The sequence below is a fragment of the Nocardia sp. NPDC052566 genome, from assembly GCF_044547285.1.
Lineage (GTDB): Bacteria > Actinomycetota > Actinomycetes > Mycobacteriales > Mycobacteriaceae > Nocardia.
Genome location: NZ_JBIUAF010000002.1, coordinates 1,351,146 through 1,367,798 on the forward strand (window position 1 = coordinate 1,351,146; position 16,653 = coordinate 1,367,798).

Annotated in this window: 18 protein-coding genes and 1 other RNA gene; 9 read left to right on the plus strand and 10 right to left on the minus strand. The window is 68.8% G+C overall.

The window, feature by feature from the left end; genetic code table 11:
- Positions 1 to 91: 91 nt before the first annotated feature.
- Both ACIG5A_RS13200 and ACIG5A_RS13205 read left to right on the plus strand, forming a co-directional pair.
- Positions 92 to 790 (plus strand): hypothetical protein, encoded by a 699-nt coding sequence (locus tag ACIG5A_RS13200; RefSeq protein ID WP_397240395.1) that lies wholly within the window; start codon positions 92 to 94, stop codon positions 788 to 790.
- Between the two features lie 85 nt (positions 791 to 875).
- A complete protein-coding gene (locus ACIG5A_RS13205; RefSeq protein ID WP_397240396.1) occupies positions 876 to 1,238 on the plus strand; it encodes a YciI family protein in 363 nt (120 codons plus the stop codon).
- Positions 1,239 to 1,393: 155 nt separating this feature from the next.
- On the opposite strand, the gene ACIG5A_RS13210 is transcribed toward ACIG5A_RS13205, so the two are convergent.
- The 4 genes from ACIG5A_RS13210 to ACIG5A_RS13225 all read right to left on the minus strand — a co-directional run bounded on the left by ACIG5A_RS13210 (position 1,394) and on the right by ACIG5A_RS13225 (position 4,094).
- Positions 1,394 to 2,272, minus strand: a complete 879-nt coding sequence (locus ACIG5A_RS13210; protein WP_397240397.1) for a sigma-70 family RNA polymerase sigma factor — start codon at positions 2,270 to 2,272, stop codon at positions 1,394 to 1,396.
- Between the two features lie 94 nt (positions 2,273 to 2,366).
- On the minus strand, positions 2,367 to 2,945 hold the full coding sequence (locus ACIG5A_RS13215; RefSeq protein WP_397240398.1) for an NUDIX domain-containing protein: 579 nt from the start codon (positions 2,943 to 2,945) through the stop codon (positions 2,367 to 2,369).
- Between the two features lie 36 nt (positions 2,946 to 2,981).
- Complete coding sequence (locus ACIG5A_RS13220; protein WP_397240399.1) at positions 2,982 to 3,266, minus strand: hypothetical protein; 285 nt, start codon at positions 3,264 to 3,266, stop codon at positions 2,982 to 2,984.
- Between the two features lie 126 nt (positions 3,267 to 3,392).
- Positions 3,393 to 4,094, minus strand: a complete 702-nt coding sequence (locus ACIG5A_RS13225; RefSeq protein ID WP_397240400.1) for a hypothetical protein — start codon at positions 4,092 to 4,094, stop codon at positions 3,393 to 3,395.
- Positions 4,095 to 4,131: 37 nt separating this feature from the next.
- Here ACIG5A_RS13225 and ACIG5A_RS13230 point away from each other — a divergent pair, with 37 nt between their 5' ends.
- Entirely contained in the window at positions 4,132 to 4,749 is a 618-nt protein-coding gene (locus ACIG5A_RS13230; RefSeq protein WP_397240401.1) for a TetR/AcrR family transcriptional regulator, read from the plus strand.
- 87 nt (positions 4,750 to 4,836) lie between these two features.
- Here the strand turns inward: ACIG5A_RS13230 and ACIG5A_RS13235 are convergent, their stop codons facing one another.
- Positions 4,837 to 5,724 (minus strand): alpha/beta hydrolase, encoded by an 888-nt coding sequence (locus tag ACIG5A_RS13235; RefSeq protein ID WP_397240402.1) that lies wholly within the window; start codon positions 5,722 to 5,724, stop codon positions 4,837 to 4,839.
- 36 nt (positions 5,725 to 5,760) lie between these two features.
- Between ACIG5A_RS13235 and rnpB the strand changes: the two genes are divergently transcribed.
- An RNA gene (rnpB, locus tag ACIG5A_RS13240) (RNase P RNA component class A) lies at positions 5,761 to 6,190 on the plus strand.
- A gap of 304 nt (positions 6,191 to 6,494) precedes the next feature.
- Positions 6,495 to 7,373 carry a slipin family protein gene (locus tag ACIG5A_RS13245; protein ID WP_397240403.1) on the plus strand — a complete coding sequence of 293 codons (879 nt, stop codon included), beginning with the start codon at positions 6,495 to 6,497 and terminating at the stop codon, positions 7,371 to 7,373.
- 205 nt (positions 7,374 to 7,578) lie between these two features.
- On the opposite strand, the gene ACIG5A_RS13250 is transcribed toward ACIG5A_RS13245, so the two are convergent.
- Positions 7,579 to 7,980, minus strand: coding sequence for a hypothetical protein (locus ACIG5A_RS13250; RefSeq protein ID WP_397240404.1), 402 nt, complete (start codon positions 7,978 to 7,980; stop codon positions 7,579 to 7,581).
- Positions 7,981 to 8,432: 452 nt separating this feature from the next.
- Between ACIG5A_RS13250 and ACIG5A_RS13255 the strand changes: the two genes are divergently transcribed.
- The gene (locus ACIG5A_RS13255; protein ID WP_397240405.1) at positions 8,433 to 8,732 is read left to right on the plus strand and encodes a hypothetical protein; all 300 of its coding nucleotides are present in this window, start codon (positions 8,433 to 8,435) and stop codon (positions 8,730 to 8,732) included.
- A 17-nt stretch (positions 8,733 to 8,749) separates the two neighbouring features.
- Entirely contained in the window at positions 8,750 to 10,252 is a 1,503-nt protein-coding gene (locus tag ACIG5A_RS13260) for an RNB domain-containing ribonuclease (protein ID WP_397240406.1), read from the plus strand.
- Here ACIG5A_RS13260 and ACIG5A_RS13265 read toward each other — a convergent pair.
- The 4 genes from ACIG5A_RS13265 to panB all read right to left on the minus strand — a co-directional run bounded on the left by ACIG5A_RS13265 (position 10,216) and on the right by panB (position 13,489).
- Positions 10,216 to 11,097, minus strand: a complete 882-nt coding sequence (locus ACIG5A_RS13265) for a CHAD domain-containing protein (RefSeq protein ID WP_397240407.1) — start codon at positions 11,095 to 11,097, stop codon at positions 10,216 to 10,218. The two genes, ACIG5A_RS13260 and ACIG5A_RS13265, sit on opposite strands and share 37 nt — an antisense overlap.
- A 2-nt stretch (positions 11,098 to 11,099) precedes the next feature.
- Entirely contained in the window at positions 11,100 to 12,062 is a 963-nt protein-coding gene (pip, locus tag ACIG5A_RS13270) for a prolyl aminopeptidase (RefSeq protein WP_397240408.1), read from the minus strand.
- A complete protein-coding gene (locus ACIG5A_RS13275) occupies positions 12,062 to 12,499 on the minus strand; it encodes a hypothetical protein (RefSeq protein ID WP_397240409.1) in 438 nt (145 codons plus the stop codon). The genes pip and ACIG5A_RS13275 overlap by 1 nt, the downstream gene beginning before the upstream one ends.
- Before the next feature lie 135 nt (positions 12,500 to 12,634).
- Entirely contained in the window at positions 12,635 to 13,489 is an 855-nt protein-coding gene (gene panB / locus ACIG5A_RS13280) for a 3-methyl-2-oxobutanoate hydroxymethyltransferase (protein WP_397240410.1), read from the minus strand.
- Between the two features lie 153 nt (positions 13,490 to 13,642).
- Between panB and ACIG5A_RS13285 the strand changes: the two genes are divergently transcribed.
- Together ACIG5A_RS13285 and ACIG5A_RS13290 are read left to right on the plus strand one after the other, a co-directional pair.
- Entirely contained in the window at positions 13,643 to 15,178 is a 1,536-nt protein-coding gene (locus ACIG5A_RS13285) for an alpha/beta hydrolase (protein WP_397240411.1), read from the plus strand.
- Positions 15,179 to 15,297: 119 nt separating this feature from the next.
- On the plus strand, positions 15,298 to 16,638 hold the full coding sequence (locus tag ACIG5A_RS13290; RefSeq protein WP_397240412.1) for a glutamine synthetase family protein: 1,341 nt from the start codon (positions 15,298 to 15,300) through the stop codon (positions 16,636 to 16,638).
- The last annotated feature ends 15 nt before the right edge of the window (positions 16,639 to 16,653 follow it).

Genomic DNA, 16,653 nt, shown 5'->3' on the forward strand with positions numbered 1-16,653 from the left:
GCATCATCTCCGTCAGCGACCCGCGCCCCGAATTCGAGATGGTCCTGAATCTGACGTGAATCCGGCGGTGTCGATCTGCCACGATAGGGCGGTGATCGCATGGAATCCGGTGCTCGTCGCCGCGCTCGAGAACGCCGAATGGTGTGACGCCATGTGCCGATCGCACGGGATGGCAGGCGCATTCGATGCCGCGATGTGGACCAGCCCGGTGCGAACCCCGCTGCTGTATCCGGATGCGGTGACGCTGAGTCCGGACGCGTCCGCCGAGCTGATTCTGGACCGAATCGATTGCGGCACACCGGGTGCCACGATCAAGGACAGCTTCGCCGACCTGGATTTGTCCGGCGCGGGCTTTCGAGTGCTGTTCGACGCGCAATGGATCTATCGCGCGGCCGGACCGGTGGCCACCTCGCAGCGGCCGTGGCGACGAGTGACCGAACCCGGTGATCTCGCCGACTGGGCTGTCGCGTGGGATCGGGACCGGCTGTCGGACAGCATATTCCGCCCTGAGTTGCTGAAGGACGACGCCGTGGCGGTGCTCGGGCGCTGGGATGCGGATCGACTCGTCGCCGGAGCGGTCGCGCACCGAAGTGCGTCGGTGGTCGGTGTTTCGAACCTCTTCCACTCGGACATCGGTGTCGACGATGCCTGGACAGGATGCCTGGCAACGGTCGCCAGGTTGTGGCCAGGGCATCCTGTGGTCGGCTACGAGCAGGGTGAGGATCTCGCCGCGCCGCTTCGTGCCGGATTCGAAACGCTCGGTCCGCTCCGAGTGTGGTCGGCCGCGTAGGTGATTCAGCGGGATTTTCGGGTGGGGCGGTCACATCGGGGGGTTATCCGGGCTCATAGGGGTGTACCTACCGGATAAGGAGAAGATGATGCAGTTCGTGCTGGTGACCTATCACGGTGACTACCCGCTGCCGGGAACGCCTGAGGCCGAGAATGTTTCGGCGGAAGATGTGCAGGCGGCTTATGCCGACTATGCCGCGCTCGGCAAGATGGAGAACCTCACGGCCGGGCCGCCGCTCGGTCTGCCGCAGGACGCGACGACCGTGCGGGTGGAGAACGGGGTCACCGTGACGACCCCGGGGACCTACCTCGATGTGAAGGGTGCGGTGGGCGGCTTCGGTGTGGTCGAGGCCGAGAACCTCGAGGCCGCGATCGCCATCGCGGCGCGTATTCCGCAGGCGCGCATGGGTGGTGCGATCGAGATTCGGCCATCCGTCAAGTACTGGTAGTCCGTACCGAGCCCGGTGTGCGTGCGCACCGGGCTCGGGGCCGGTCGCCTCGTGCGGCCGCGAATGGCAGCGGGTCCGGTCTGAGGGGCTATCGCGGGTCGAGAACGGCAACGGGCCCGGCGGGCGACCGATGGGTCGTCCGCCGGGTCCGGGGACTACCAGCGGTCGAGGACGGTGGCGGCCAGGCGGCCGACGCGCGCGGGATCGCGGACCACATCGATCCGGACGATCCGGTCGCCCGCGACGGTGAAGGCCATGATCGAGAACGGCTGTCCCGCAACGGTTATCACCGCGCCGATCGCGCCGTTGACCAGGGCGGGGCGGAGTTCGCCGCCACTCGGGACGCGAGTACCCCTCGCCACGGTCGCCGCGCCGTGTACGACCACCGGTGTGCGACCGGCGCCGAAGTCGGTGTGCAGGACGACATCCGGGTCCAGTACCTCGACGAGCGCGCCGAAGTCGCCGGTGCGTGCGGCGGCGTAGAAGGCGTCGACGACCTTCTTCTGGCGGGTCAGATCCGGATCGGGCGCAACGGGTTCGGCGCCGTTCACCCGGCGCCGCGCCCGGCTGGCGAGCTGCCGTGCGGCCGCGGGGCTGCGGCCGACGAGGTCGGCGATCTCCTGGAACGGCAGGTCGAACATGTCGTGCAGCACGAAGGCGAGCCGCTCGGCCGGGGCCAGCCGGTCGAGTACCACGAGCATGGCGACGCTCACCGAATCCGCGAGCAGCGCTTCTTGTTCGGGGTCGAGGGCGCCGTCCGGGACGACGACCAGGTCGGGCAGGTGGGTGTCGAACAGATCCTCCCTGCGCTGCCTGCGCGAGCGCAGCATGTGCAGGCATTCGCGGGCGACGACGGTGGTCAGCCAGCCGCCGAGGTTATCGATCTGTTCCGCGTCGGACCGGCTCAACCGCAGCCAGGCGTCCTGCACGGCGTCATCGGCCTCGGCCAGCGAGCCGAGCATCCGATAGGCCACCGTCCGCAGCCGGGGCCGATGCTGCTCGAACCGGTCGGCCAGCCACTCGTTTCCATCCATCACGCACACCTATCTCGTCGTCACACGTCACTCGGATGAGCCCGCGGACGCGGCGACTGTGACAACGAACCCTAGATCGGTGGCGAAGAGCGGCTCAGTGCTGTGCGGCGCTCGGGGTGAGGACCGAGTCCAGTTTGGCGAGGAAGCGGGCGAAATGCGGGTCGGACTGCGGTACCGCGAAGTGATCGATATCCCACCAGCGGGAGTCGCCGAATTCGGCGGGGGCGAGCGCGTACGCGCGGGACCGGTGGCCGCGGATGACGTACCAGAGGCTGACGTCCTCGTGGCCCGCGTGGGTGCCGACGGTGGTGGTGATGGTGAGCAGCAGCGGATGCGTGCCCGCCACGGTGAATTCCGCGTCGATCGCGAGTTCCTCGGCCGCCTCGCGCCGCGCCGCCGCCAGCGGATGTTCGCCCGGCGACACGTGACCGCCGGTGGGTAGCCACAGCCCCGCGAGCAGATGCCAGCCGAGCAGTACCGCCCTGGCCTCCGGATCGACCACGACCACATAGGAGACCAGATGTCGCGGCGGTGTCGCGGGTTTGACCCGGCGGAACACGTCATCGGTCGATTCCAGCCAGCGCAGCGTCTCGGCGATGTGCTCCCGCTCGAGCGCGTCGAACGGGGCGATCTCACGCACGATCTCGGCGACCGTCGCGGTGGCAGGCAGCATGTCCGCGACTGTAACCGCGGGCACCGACAACTCTCGTCAGTCGAGGGCGGCCAGGCGAAGGCGGGAGGTGTAGGCGCCCGCCCGGGTGATCGCGTCGGTGGCGGCGTCGAGTTCGATGACGGCCTCCTCGAAGACCTCGCGTGCGCCCGCCGCGCAGTAATCGGGGGTGGTGAGCGCGCCGATGCCCTCGGTGTCGAGCAGCAGGCCCGCGGTGGGCAGCATGCTGTATTCCGCGCTCAGGTCTGCGATTCCGCTGCGGAGGGCGCGCAGCCTGTCCAGCAGCGCCTGGCGCCGGGCCTCCAGTTCCAGTGGGTCGGTCATCACGGGCTCCCGGTTCTGCGCAGGGTGGTACCCGACGGAATCTACTCCTGATCTCTCCGGCCGCCAGGTGAGCCGCTCGATGCCGCGGTAGGCGCGAATGAGGTTGGGGTGAGCCATGTCCGCGGTCTAGGTGGTCGCGTGTACGGCGGGCTCGAGCCGGAACAGCGTGACGCCCCAGGCGCCGAGCCAGACGACCCAGCCGAGCCAGCTGATCAGGCTGATCAGGCCGAGCGGTCCGGCGTGGTCGATGACGAGTGGAGTGAGGATCGACGAGACGAGTTGGCCTGCCGCGCAGATCAATCCGAGGATCGCGTGCCAGGGCCGGATGAGGCCGGTGCGCAGGCCGGCGACGGAGAAGCCGAGCATGGCGAGGGCGAGAAAGGTGCCGTTGAGGGTGAACAGCGCGTCGTGCATAGCCCATATGCCCGCGGTGCCGGTGCTGGAGTGGTCGGTAGTCGTGGACATCGCGAGGCGTGCGGCGACGACAATGACGAAGGTGCCGGTCTGCAACAGGGCGCCCGCGAATCCGACGAGGCACCAGGCGGATCCAGTGGTGCGCTCGCGCGGCCACAGTGTGGCGACGGCGGCCGCGCCGAACACGACGAGGCACACCCACGCGACGGGTGGGAAGGCCGAGGAGAGTTCGGCCGCACCGGCTTTCGTGGTGAAGAAGGTGTTGACCTCATCGATGCCCGCGCCGACCTGCGGCATACCTGCCGGCACCAGGATCAGATTGGCGACCACGATGATGAGTGCGAAGCCGAAGGCGCCGAGACCGCCTATGCGAGTGAAGGACCAGGTGGCGACTCCACCGATTTTATCTGCCATACATTCAATATAATCAGCGTAAACCGAAAGGGGAATAATGAGCGCGGAACCGCCTCGTCGCTACGACTCCCTGCGCCGCACGGCGCAGGCGCAACAGACGAGCGCCGAGATTGCCCGTGCCGCACGGGAATTGTTCGTCACGCGTGGTTGGGCGGCGACTACGGTGCGCGATGTGGCGCGCGCGGCGGGCGTCTCGGTGCCGACGGTGTATGCGGCATACGGCAACAAGGCCGGCCTGACCTGGGCGCTGGTCGACGCGGCCGACCTGTCGGCGGACGCAGGCAGGCTGCTCGACGAGTTGGAAGCCGCCGATCCCGCCGGGCAACTGGTCGCGATGATCGAGTACGACCGCCGCCTATTCGAGCGTGCGGGTGATGTGATCGCGCTGCTGCGTGAGGCCGGGCGCACGGCACCCGAACTGGCGCAGGCATATACCGACGGACGCGCACGCGGCGACGACAGTCGCGGGCAGGTCTTCGCGAGCTGGCCCCCCGGCACCCTGCGCGCGGGTATCGACCTGGCGACCGCCGCCGATATCTACGCCGCCCTGTGCACAATCGACGTGTTTACCACCCTCACCGTCGAACGCGGCTGGTCCCCCGACAGAGTCGAACAGTGGTGGATCACCACCCTCACCCGCGAACTGCTGGCCTGAGCCCGCGCGCTGCGCACCGATTGCCGCGCCGCGCACCGGATATCGTGCGTGGCGGCGGGAATTGGTGCGCGGCAGAGGCGCGGGCGATCAGGGGCGCAGGACGGATACCAGGAACTGGGTCTGGTCGTAGACCGTCTGCTCGAAGACGTCGTCGAAGTAGACGTCGAAATGCCCTGCGGGATAACGCTTCACGATGGCGTGCTTGGTCCGCTCGGCGGCGCGCAGCGTCGGCTTGGCCGGTGCGATGGAATCGTGGTCGGCGACCACGTACAGCACCGGCATCTTCAGCGCCTTCGCCCGCTTCCCCGGCGCGTCGAACAGCGCCGAGAACGCGATCCTTGCAGCGACTTTCGGTTCGTAGCGTTCGCTCTCCTCGGCCAGCCTGCCGTAACCCTCCGGCACATCGGCGGCACTCATCAGCGCGGCGGCGCGCTTGCGCCCGGCCAGCCTGATGCCGATCGGCCTGCGCCGCAGCGAACCGATGACCAGATCGGTGGCCGCGACGGTGGCGACCTTGGTGAGGCTGATCGGCCCCTTCGCCATCGCCGATGACCAGCCGCTGGTGAACGGCACCTGCGCGACGACCGCGGCGATGTAGTCGTCCTCCGGTGCCACCGATAGCACGTGGCCGCCGCCGAAGGAGGTGCCCCACAACGCGATTCGGGTCTTGTCGATACCGCGCAGACTGCGCGCGAACGCGATGGCCGCGCGCCAGTCCTCGCGCTGGCGGGCGATGTGCAGCAGCTGGCGCGGTGCGCCCTGGCTGGCCCCGAAATGCCGGTAGTCGAATACCAGCACGGCCATGCCCGCGGCGGCGAACCTGCGCGCGTAGCGATCCAACCCCATTTCCCGATTGCCCCCGAGACCGTGACCCATCACCACGAGGGGACGGGGCTTGGGGACGCCGTCGGGTGGATACAGCCAGGCGGCGCACTGCTCGCTACCCGACGGAAAACTGACCTCGACACGTTCCATGGGTCTACAAGCTACCTAGTACTGTAGGCAGGCGGACGAGTTGGCCGGGCGACCGCGGCGACGGGAACGGGCACGACTGTGCCGCCGCCCGACGCCGAGGAAAGTCCGGACTCCACAGAGCAGGGCGGTTGTTAACGGCAACCCGGGGTGACCCGCGGGACAGTGCCACAGAAAATAGACCGCCCACGGTCGCGCAGCGCATGCGCCGCACGACCGTGTGGTGAGGGTGAAACGGTGCGGTAAGAGCGCACCAGCGCCCCGGGTGACCGGGGCGGCTAGGTAAACCCCGCCCGGAGCAAGGTCGAAGGTCGCACCGCTCGCGGTGCGGCTGCGCAGGTGTTCGAGGGCTGCTCGCCCGAGCCTGCGGGTGGACCGCTCGAGGCACCCGGCAACGGTGTGTCCAGATGGATGGTCGCCACCCGGTGCGAACCGGGGACAGGATCCGGCTTACAGGCCAACTCGTCCGCCGTATCTTTGGCAGCGCCTGCGGCGCTGCGTGTTGGCGGCCCCTTATGTCTCGCATCCGAGCCCTCGGGACTCGCGCCTGCGGCGCATGCGCTTCGAGGGCTCGGATGCGAGACGGCCGCCAACGGTCGCTCGTAAGACTCGCTCCGTACGGGGTGCGTGGTGCTTCGAGAGGTTGCGGTTGGCGGCCTTTGGGTCTTGTCTCGCGGCCGGGATTCGTGCTGTGGGGGCGCGGGGATTTCCTTCATGCGTCCAATTCCGGTGCCATCATGGAGGCGCAGGGGAGCGGAAGTTGGTAGCAAGAGATGATTCTCGAAATCCTGGCGGCGATCTTCGGTATCGGCGCGGTAGCGGGCGGAATCGCCACGGCGGCAAGCGCTCGCGTGGTCACCCAGTACGAGAAGGGGCTGGTCTTCCGGTTCGGCCGGGTGATCGGGACGCGCGAGCCGGGGCTGCGCATGCTGATTCCGTTCGTGGACAAGATGCGCAAGGTGTCGACGCAGATCGTCACCCTGCCGGTGCCCGCGCAGGACGGCATCACCCGCGACAACGTGACGGTGCGGGTGGACGCGGTGGTCTACTTCCGGGTCTTCGATCCGGTGCTCGCGGTGGTCGAGGTGCAGAACTATCTGTTCGCGGTGGGGCAGGTCGCGCAGACCTCGCTGCGTTCGATCATCGGCAAGAGCGATCTGGACAGCCTGCTGTCGAACCGTGAGGAGCTGAACAAGGGGCTGGAGATCATGATCGACAGTCCGGCGCTCGGCTGGGGCGTGCACATCGACCGCGTCGAGATCAAGGATGTGGCACTGCCGGATTCGATGAAGCGCTCGATGTCGCGGCAGGCGGAGGCGGAGCGGGAACGCCGGGCGCGGGTGATCTCCGCCGAGGGCGAATTGCAGGCCTCCGACATGCTGTCGCGGGCGGCGGCACAGATGAGCGAGACGCCCGCCGCGCTGCAACTGCGACTACTGGAAACGGTGGTTCAGGTTGCCGCGGAGAAGAATTCGACGCTGGTGCTGCCGTTCCCGGTGGAGCTGCTTCGCTTCCTGGAACGCAGCGCGCAACCGGCGCCACCGCCCGAGCCGTCGCCGCCCCCCGCGGCCATTCCCGCACCCGCGCCGGAAGCCGCACTCCCGGCCGCACCCGGCGACGCCGCATCGGACCAGGACGGAACGCGGACGTAATACATCGCGCGTATACCGGTGTAGGTCCGGCGTTCACCGCACCGACACCGATAACGCAAGACATTCGGCAACAACGCAAGCAAGGACCGATCGATGTCCATCCTCATTCCCATAGCCGCGATCCTCATCATGATCGGTATCGGCTACGCGCTGAAATTCCTGCCGAGGTTCCTGCCCTGGATCGACGAATAGCTCGTCCGGATCGTCAGCAGAGCAGCTTGGCCATCACGTAGATCGCCTGCGCCTCTTCCTTGGACGCCTCGGTGCTGCCCGTCTTGGTGCGGCCGATGATGTTCTTGACGGCGTCGTCCTCGGACTTGCCGCCTTTGATGTCCTTGCAGGTCTCGGTGAGGATGGCGCCGATCTGCTTGTCGTCCTTGCCCTCGGCGAGTTTCGGGAAGGCGCCCTTGAAACTCACCACGAAGGAGCTGGTCTTCAGATTGTCGACCGACGTGCTGTCGCCCGGCTTGGCCGCGGACGTGCTCGCGTTGGCACTGGAACTGGCCGGACTGGATCCGGATCCGGTGGACTTGTCCTCGCCGCAGCCGCTGAGCAGCAGAGCGAAGGCGGTGGCGCAGACCGCGATTGCGGCGGTAGTTCTTGTCACGCAGCGGGATGCTAGCCGCCCGGAACGAAACTCGCCTCCCGTGTGGTCACGGGAGGCGAGGCGAAGCTCACAGCGGACGCTGCGGTCAGGCGGGCTGGATCACCAGAACCTGGGCCCAGTACGCGGCCTGCTCCGAACCGACCAACGGCAGCAGGTAGTCGAAAACAATCGAAGACATCTGTACGGAACTCCCAATTGTCGATGTATGCCGAACACTTCGAATGTGCGGGACCAGAGCTTGCCCGCAACGGCAGGAACGTTAGCAGGACTACCCGGCTCGCCGTGTCCGGCAGGGCGATTCGTGCGTAACTGGCCTAGAACGTGAGGGACGTCATAAAGTAATCGCCGTCGGCTAGGCCCGTTGCCGGGTAGGAGCGGGCCGTTCACTCCTTGATCGCGGGAAAGCAGGTCTCAACTTTATGCGGGTAGTTCGTTCTATGGTCGCCGGCGCTTTGATTGCCGGGGCCGCATCGGTTTTCGCCATGCTCGGCGCCGGGTCCGCGAACGCGGTCGCGGTGACTCCGCTGCCGGGTGGCGTGCGGGTGGATCTCAGCCCCGCCGACACGGCGTGGGTGTCGGACAATCACCTCGGCCGGACGATCGCCGGTCTGCCGCACCCGTCGGCCGCCTCGTTCGGTGAGGCGCTCGACGCCGCGGCCACCGTGTCCTCGTCGGTGCCGGGTGGCCGGGTCACCTTCACCGTTTTCGGGCCGTTCGATCAGTTGAACGGCACCATGCTGGCGCTGCAGTAGGACCGGGCGCCCCCAGCGTGGAACTGCACCAGCGGATCGTGTCGGCGCCGGTCGATTTCGGCGCCATCCGTTCCGAATTCGGACTGACCGCGGCGTATCCCGCCGCGGCGCGCGCCGAAGCCCGCGACGCGGTCGACGCGTTCGCGGGCGATCGGATCGATCGCACGGATATCCCTTTCGTGACGATCGATCCGCCCGGTGCCATGGATCTGGACCAGGCGCTGCATCTGGAACGCACCGGCACCGGCTATCGCGTGCACTACGCGATCGCCGATGTCGGTGCGGTGATCGACCCCGCCGGTGCGCTCGCCAGGGAGGCGGGCGCCCGCGGGCAGACCTTCTACCTACCCGACGGCACCGTGCCGTTACATCCGCCGATCCTGTCGGAGAATTCGGCCAGCCTGCTACCCGAGCAGACCCGACCCGTGGCCCTGTGGACCATCGAACTCGACGAAAACGCCGAACCGCAGCGGTTTTCGGTGGTGCGCGCCACCGTCCGCTCCCGCGCCAGGCTGGATTACGCCACCGTGCAGGCCGATGCCGACGCGGGTCGCCTGCACCCCTCGATCGCGGCCCTGCCGGAATTCGGCACGCGGCGCATCGAGGCCGGTCTGGCCCGCGGCGCGATCGGGCTGCGGCTGCCCGCGCAGTCGGTGGTCCGCGACGACGACACCGACGGGAACTGGCGGCTGGTGGTCGAGCCGCGCACCGCCGCCGACGACTGGAACGAGCAGATCTCGCTGCTGACCGGAATGTGCGCGGCGCGAATCATGCTGGACGGCAATGGCTCCGAGGGTGAGCGCATCGCACTGCTTCGCACCATGCCGCCGCCCGCCGATGCGGCCGCCGAATCGATGCGGCGCACCGCGGCCGCGCTCGGCGTCGACTGGCCCGAGGAGCAGCCGGTGGGGCGCATGCTCGCCGAACTCGACCCGAACACCCCCGCGGCGCTCGTGCTCATGTCGGAGGCCACCGGCCTGCTGCGCGGCGCCAGCTACACCGTGCTCGACGGCGCGGTCGGCATGGCGCCGGACGGTTTGCAGCACAGCGTCGAATTGCAGCACAGTGCGATCGGCGCGCCCTACGCGCATGTGACCGCGCCGCTGCGGCGGCTGGCCGACCGCTTCGCCACCGAGATCTGCCTGGCCCGCAGCGCGGGAATCGAAGTGCCGCAATGGGTCCGCGACGGCCTCGTCGGCACCGCCGAGACCATGCGGCGCAGCGACGCCGTCGCGGGCAAGGTGGAGCGCGCCTGTATCGACCTGACCGAGGCGACCCTGCTCGCGCCGCGCGCCGGTACCGAATTCGAGGCGGTGGTGGTGCGCGAGGCCAACGGCAACCGGCCCGCGGAGATCTTCGTCGCCGATCCGCCGGTGCTCGGGCCGTGCGTCGGCCAGCCGCCGGAGGGGGAGTCGGTGCGGGTGCGGCTGGTGTCGGCGGATCCGGCGAACCGCAAGATCACCTTCGCCTATCCCGCGAAAGATCAGTCCGCGGACAGCGATTCGGCCGCGGCGGGATAGCGCTCCAGCGCCGCGCGCGCGGCCGCCTCCTCCGCGCCCGCGAGCAGCCGATAGGTCGCCGGATCCTCGCCCGCCGCAGCGGCGTCGGCCGCGATGGCGAACAGCGCGTGCTGGGATTCGATCGCGTCGCGGTGATCGCCGAGCACGGTCTGCAGGCGTTTGGCCCGGCCGCCGAGTTCGCTCGCCGCGGCGCCGAGCACCGGCTCGGCGGCATCGCAGGAATACCGTAATCGTTTGGCGCTCTTGCGGATATCGTGCAGCAGCTCGACCCGCTCGGCTCGGCTCACGCTCGGCTCGGCGTGCACCAGCCGCTCGACACGGTGCCGGTCGCGGTGCAGCACGACGGCGAAGTGCTCGTCGGCGGGGTGGTCGGCGCGCTGCTCGCGCAGTGGGGGCTCGGTGCGCCAGCGGATCAGCTCCGCGCGCAGCGCCGCATAGCGGTCGCTGTCCAGCGCGATGAGCACCTGGGCGTGTGCGCCGCGGTACCGCGCGAGCTCGGCGGTGACCAATCGCGCTGTCACGGTGTCGAGGTCGGCGCCGAGCGCCTCGGCCTGCACGGCGTGCTTGGCCAGCAGGATGTCGAAGCGGTCGGCGCGCACCTCCGCGTCGCGGGCGACCCCGAGCAGCGCGGCGAGCCATTTCAGCTCCGCGCCCATCGCGGTGACCGGATCGGTCTGGAACAGCCTGCGATAGGAGCGGAGCACGCTGCGCAGCCTGCGCGTGGCCACCCGCATCTGGTGCACGGAATCCGCCGCGTCGCAGCGCACCTCGGGTTCGGCGGCCAGCAGCCGGTCCACGTCGTCGCGGAGTGCCGCGACGATCGCGGTGCCGGCGGTGGCGACCATGGTCAGCTCACTTTCGCGAATCCATCGGTTGCTGCGACCAGATGGTGGGTAATGCCGGGCTCGTTGGCGGCGTGGCCCGCGTCGTCCACGATGTGCAGCACCGATTCCGGCCACGCGCGGTGCAGATCCCACGCGCTGATCGCGGGGCAGACGACGTCGTAGCGCCCCTGCACGATGACGGCGGGGATATGGGCGATCTTACCGATATCGCGCAGCAGCTGGGCCTCGTCGAGGAAACCGCCGTGCCGGAAGTAGTGGTTCTCGATGCGCGCGAACGCCAGCGCGAACCGGGGATCGCCGACCTCGGTGATCCGTTCCGGCTGCTGCCGCAGCGATATCGTCGAGCCCTCCCACACCGACCATGCGACGGCGGCGGCCAGCGCGACCCGCTCGTCGGGGGAGTGCAGCAGGCGGTGGTATGCCTCGACCAGATCGCCGTCGCGCTCGGCCTCGGGCACCGGCGCGAGGAATTTCTCCCACTCGTCCGGGTAGAGGTAGCCCGCCGCGCCGTTGTAGAACCAGTCGATCTCCTTGCGGCGCAACAGGAAGATGCCGCGCAGCACCAGTTCGGTCACCCGCCCGGGATGCGCCTGCGCGTAGGCGAGCGCGAGCGTCGAACCCCACGAGCCGCCGAACACCTGCCAGCGCTCGACGCCGAGCAGTTCGCGCAGCGCCTCGATATCGGCGATCAGGTGCGGGGTGTCGTTGGTGTCCAGGCTCGCGCCGTCGGCGATATGCGGGGTGGACCGGCCACAGCCGCGCTGGTCGAACAGCACGATGCGGTAGGCGGCCGGGTCGAAGAACCGGCGCTGATAGGCCTCGGTGCCGCCGCCGGGGCCGCCGTGCAGGAACACCACGGGCTTGCCCGCGGGATTCCCGCTGACCTCCCAGTACACCTTGTTGCCGTCGCCGACGTCGAGCATGCCGGTCTCGTACGGTTCGATCTCCGGGTACGGTCCGCGCATCAGAGCACCAATCCCGAGGCCAGATCCGGGATCTCCAGCGCCTCGATCGCCTGCTGGCGGACATCGGGGCAGCTCTTGGTGGTGATCCGATCGATGGTCGGCTTATCGGCCTGCAGCGCGCCGGTGCGCACCCGCCATTCGATCACGAGCGCGTTCAGCTGGAGTTTGCCGAGCGTCGGGCCCTGCACCCGCCAGTCCGAGAGCACCGGCCGGATCATGTCGCACAGCTGGGTGGCCTGGGCGTCGGTGACCTCCGGTGCGCTCGGCTTCACCGTGGTGCCGCCGCCCGGCTTGGTCGACGACGGCGCCGCCGTGGTCGACGCGGAGCTGCCGGTCGGCGCCGGGGTGGTGGAGGAACCGCAGGCGGTCAAGGCCGCGGTGGCCGCCACCCCCGCGATCGCCAGCGTGCTGCGTGAAATCCAACGGCGTTGCCGCATACCTGCCCTCTGCTCGAATCGTGCTTGTCGGCATCGAGTCTGCCATTTTTTCGCACGGGCGGGCGGGGGCGGAAATACTTCCGGCCGAGCCGTGCGCGGGTGCGCACGGCTCGGCCGGAACGAGGGTGACGCGCTTTAGAAGCTGTGCTCCGGGCCCGGGTAGGTACCGCGGCGCACCTCGTCGGCGAACGCGGCCGCGGCATTGCGCAGCTCGTTGCCGACCTCGCCGAAGCGCTTGACGAACTTGGCGGTCTTGCCGCTGGTGTAGGCGGCCATGTCCTGCCAGACCAGCACCTGGGCGTCGCAGTCGAGGCCGGCGCCGATGCCGACGGTGGGGATGGTCAGCTTGTTGCTGACCTGCCCGGCCAGCTCGGCGGGCACCATCTCCATGACGACGGCGAACGCGCCCGCCTCCTGGACCGCGATGGCGTCGGCGATGAGCTGCTCGGCACCGTCGCCACGGCCCTGCACCCGGAAACCGCCGAGCGCGTTGACGCTCTGCGGGGTGAAGCCGATGTGCGCGCACACCGGGATGCCCGCCGAGGTGATCATCGCGATCTGCTCGGCGACCCGCTCGCCGCCCTCGAACTTCACCGCCTGCGCCTGGCCCTCCTTCATGAACCGGGTCGCGGTGGCCAGCGCCTGCTGCGGCGAGGATTCGTAGCTGCCGAACGGCAGGTCGGCGATGACCAGCGCGTGCGGTGCGCCGCGCACGACGCCGCGGACGAGCGGGATGAGCTCGTCGGCGGTGATCGGCACGGTGGTGTCGTAGCCGTACACCACATTGGCGGCCGAATCGCCGACAAGCAGCACGGGAATGCCTGCCTCTTCGAACAGCCGGGCCGTGGAGTAGTCGTACGCGGTGAGCATGGACCACTTCTCACCGTTGGCCTTCATTTCCTGAAGGTGGTGCACCCGGACCTTGCGCTTGGCCTTGGTGGCCGTGGGGGCAGCGCCGTAGGCAGGGGTTTCCGCATCGGATACGGACATCTTCGTCCCTCATTTCGTCGTGTGCCTCGGGGCCGTCGCAGGTCCCCGGGTTTTGCTGACCAATCAAGTGTGCCACCTGCGCCGCGGTGCGTTTAAGGTCGACCGCCGGTGCGATCGATCACACAGGTGCGCCGCCCTGGCACCATCGTGGTCATGGCTGTGGTGCGGAGTGGGTGTGCGGTGCTGGTGGCGGCGGTGCTTGCGCTGGTGTCGAGCGGATGCACCGCCGGGCGTGACGGGGCGAACGCGCCGCTGCCCGCGCCGCCCGCAGGGCTGGAGCGGTTCTACACCCAGCAGCTGGAGTGGGTCTCCTGCCAGGGATTCGGCGACGGTTCGATCCGGTTGGCGCCCAAGGCCGAATGCGCGCGCGTTACGGTGCCGATCGATTACGCGGCGCTGGACGGGCCGACCGCGCAGCTGGCGATCTCGCGGATCAAGGCGACCGGTAAGCGGATCGGCGCGCTGCTGATGAATCCGGGCGGGCCCGGCGAGGCGGGCCTATCCATGTCCGGCATGGCGGCGACGACGCCGCTGGCCGAGCGGTTCGACCGGATCGGTTTCGATCCGCGCGGTGTCGGCGCGTCGACGCCGTCGATCGTCTGCCAGACGTCCGCGGAGAACGACGCCGAACGGTCCGAGCCGCCGAAGGACAACTCGCCCGCGGGCATCGCCGACGCCGAGGCGGACAACCGCCGCTACGCCGACCGTTGCGTCCAGCGCAGCGGCGCCGCCTTCCTCGCCCACGTCGGCACCCGCGAGGTGGTGCAGGACATGGACGTGCTGCGCGCGGTGCTCGGCGACGCGAAGCTCACCTACCTCGGCTACTCCTACGGCACCAGGCTCGGCTCCGCCTACGCGGAGAAGTTCCCCGGCAGCGTGCGCGCCATGGTGCTCGACGGCGCGATCGATCCCACCCAGGATCCGGTGGCCGAATCGCTGCGGCAGGCAGCGGGCTTCCAGACCGCGTTCGACGCCTACGCCGCCGACTGCGTCACACAGGTGGACTGTCCGCTCGGCACCGAGCGCGCGGCGGCGGTCACCCGCTTCCGCGAGCTGCTGAACCCGGTGTGGGGCAAGCGGATACCGACGCGAGACACCCGCGGCCTCGGCTACGACGACGCGATGACCGGTGTGCGCCAGGCGCTCTACGCCGATGACCTGTGGCCCGGACTCACCATGGGCCTGCAGGAATTGCGGGACAATCGCGGCGACACCCTGCTGCGCCTGGCCGATATGTATCAGGCCCGCCGCGACGACGGCAGCTACAGCAATCGCACCGATTCCTTCAACGCCATTCGCTGCGTCGACGATCCGCGGGTGACCGATCGCGCGGTGGTCGGCAAGCAGGACGCCGAATACCGCAGGGTGGCGCCGTTCGCCGACGACGGGCGCGGCACCGGCGCCGCGCCGCTGGAGTTGTGCGCGACCTGGCCGGTGCCCAATACCAGCGAGCCGCACCAGGTTTCGGTGCGCGACCTGCCGAAGACGGTGGTGGTGTCGACGACCGAGGATCCGGCGACCCCGTATCAGGCCGGGGTCGACCTGGCAGGCCAGCTGGGCGCGGCGCTGATCACCTTCAAGGGCAGCAGGCATACTGTCGCCCTGGTGGCGGGTGAACGCTGCGTCGACAATGCGGTGATCGATTACCTGATCACCCTGAAGGCCCCCGCGAACGGGCAGGCCTGCTGAGGCGAAAACCGCTCACGTCCAGCCGTACCGGCTCGTGAGGTTCATTTCCGAATAACTGGAATGCAATCCTAAGCGTGTATGTAACACGGATTTAACGCCGGGTGCTTACGCTCGCGGACATGGATCGCCAGAAGGAATTCGTGCTGCGGACGCTCGAAGAACGGGACATCCGCTTCGTGCGGCTCTGGTTCACCGACGTCTTGGGATACCTGAAGTCCGTTGCCATCGCCCCCGCCGAGCTGGAGGGCGCCTTCGAGGAAGGCATCGGCTTCGACGGTTCGGCCATCGAGGGCTTCGCCCGTGTCTCGGAGGCCGATATGGTCGCCCGGCCCGATCCGTCCACCTTCCAGGTGCTGCCGTGGGCGACGAGCAAGGGCCATCAGCACTCCGCGCGGATGTTCTGCGACATCACCATGCCCGACGGTTCGCCGTCCTGGGCCGACCCGCGCCACGTGCTGCGCCGCCAGCTGAACAAGGCCGGCGATGTCGGCTTCAGCTGCTACGTGCATCCGGAGATCGAGTTCTTCCTGCTGGAGAACGGCCCGCAGGACGGCTCGGAGCCGATCCCGGCCGATACCGGCGGCTTCTTCGACCAGGCCGTGCACGATTCGGCGCCGAACTTCCGCCGCCACGCCATCGACGCGCTGGAATCCATGGGCATCTCGGTGGAATTCAGCCACCACGAGGGCGCGCCGGGCCAGCAGGAGATCGACCTGCGCTACGCCGACGCGCTGTCCATGGCCGACAACGTGATGACCTTCCGCTACCTGATCAAGGAAGTGGCCATCGACGAGGGCGTGCGCGCGACGTTCATGCCCAAGCCGTTCTCCAAGTTCCCCGGTTCGGCGATGCACACGCATATGAGCCTGTTCGAGGGCGAGGCCAACGCCTTCCACGATCCGGACGACCCGATCAACCTGTCGGAGACCGCGCGCGCGTTCATCGCGGGCATCCTGGAACACGCGCCGGAGATCAGCGCGATCACCAACCAGTGGGTGAACTCCTACAAGCGCCTGATCCACGGCGGCGAGGCGCCGACCGCGGCCTCGTGGGGCCGGTCCAACCGCTCCGCGCTGGTGCGCGTGCCGATGTACACGCCGAACAAGTCGTCCTCGCGCCGCGTCGAGATCCGCAGCCCAGATTCGGCATGCAACCCGTACCTGACCTTCGCGGTGCTGCTCGCGGCCGGTCTGCGCGGTATCGAGAAGGGCTACACGCTGCCGCCGGAGGCCGAGGACGACGTGTGGTCGCTGACCGCCGCCGAGCGCCGCGCCATGGGCTTCCGCGAACTGCCCGGCACGCTCGACGAGGCGCTGCAGGCGATGGAGCGTTCGGAGCTGGTCGCCGAGACGCTCGGCGAACATGTCTTCGACTTCTTCCTGCGTAACAAGCGCAGGGAGTGGGCGGACTACCGCAGCCAGGTGACCCCGTTCGAGCTCAAGGAATACCTCGGACTGTAACCGTAAGGGCATCGA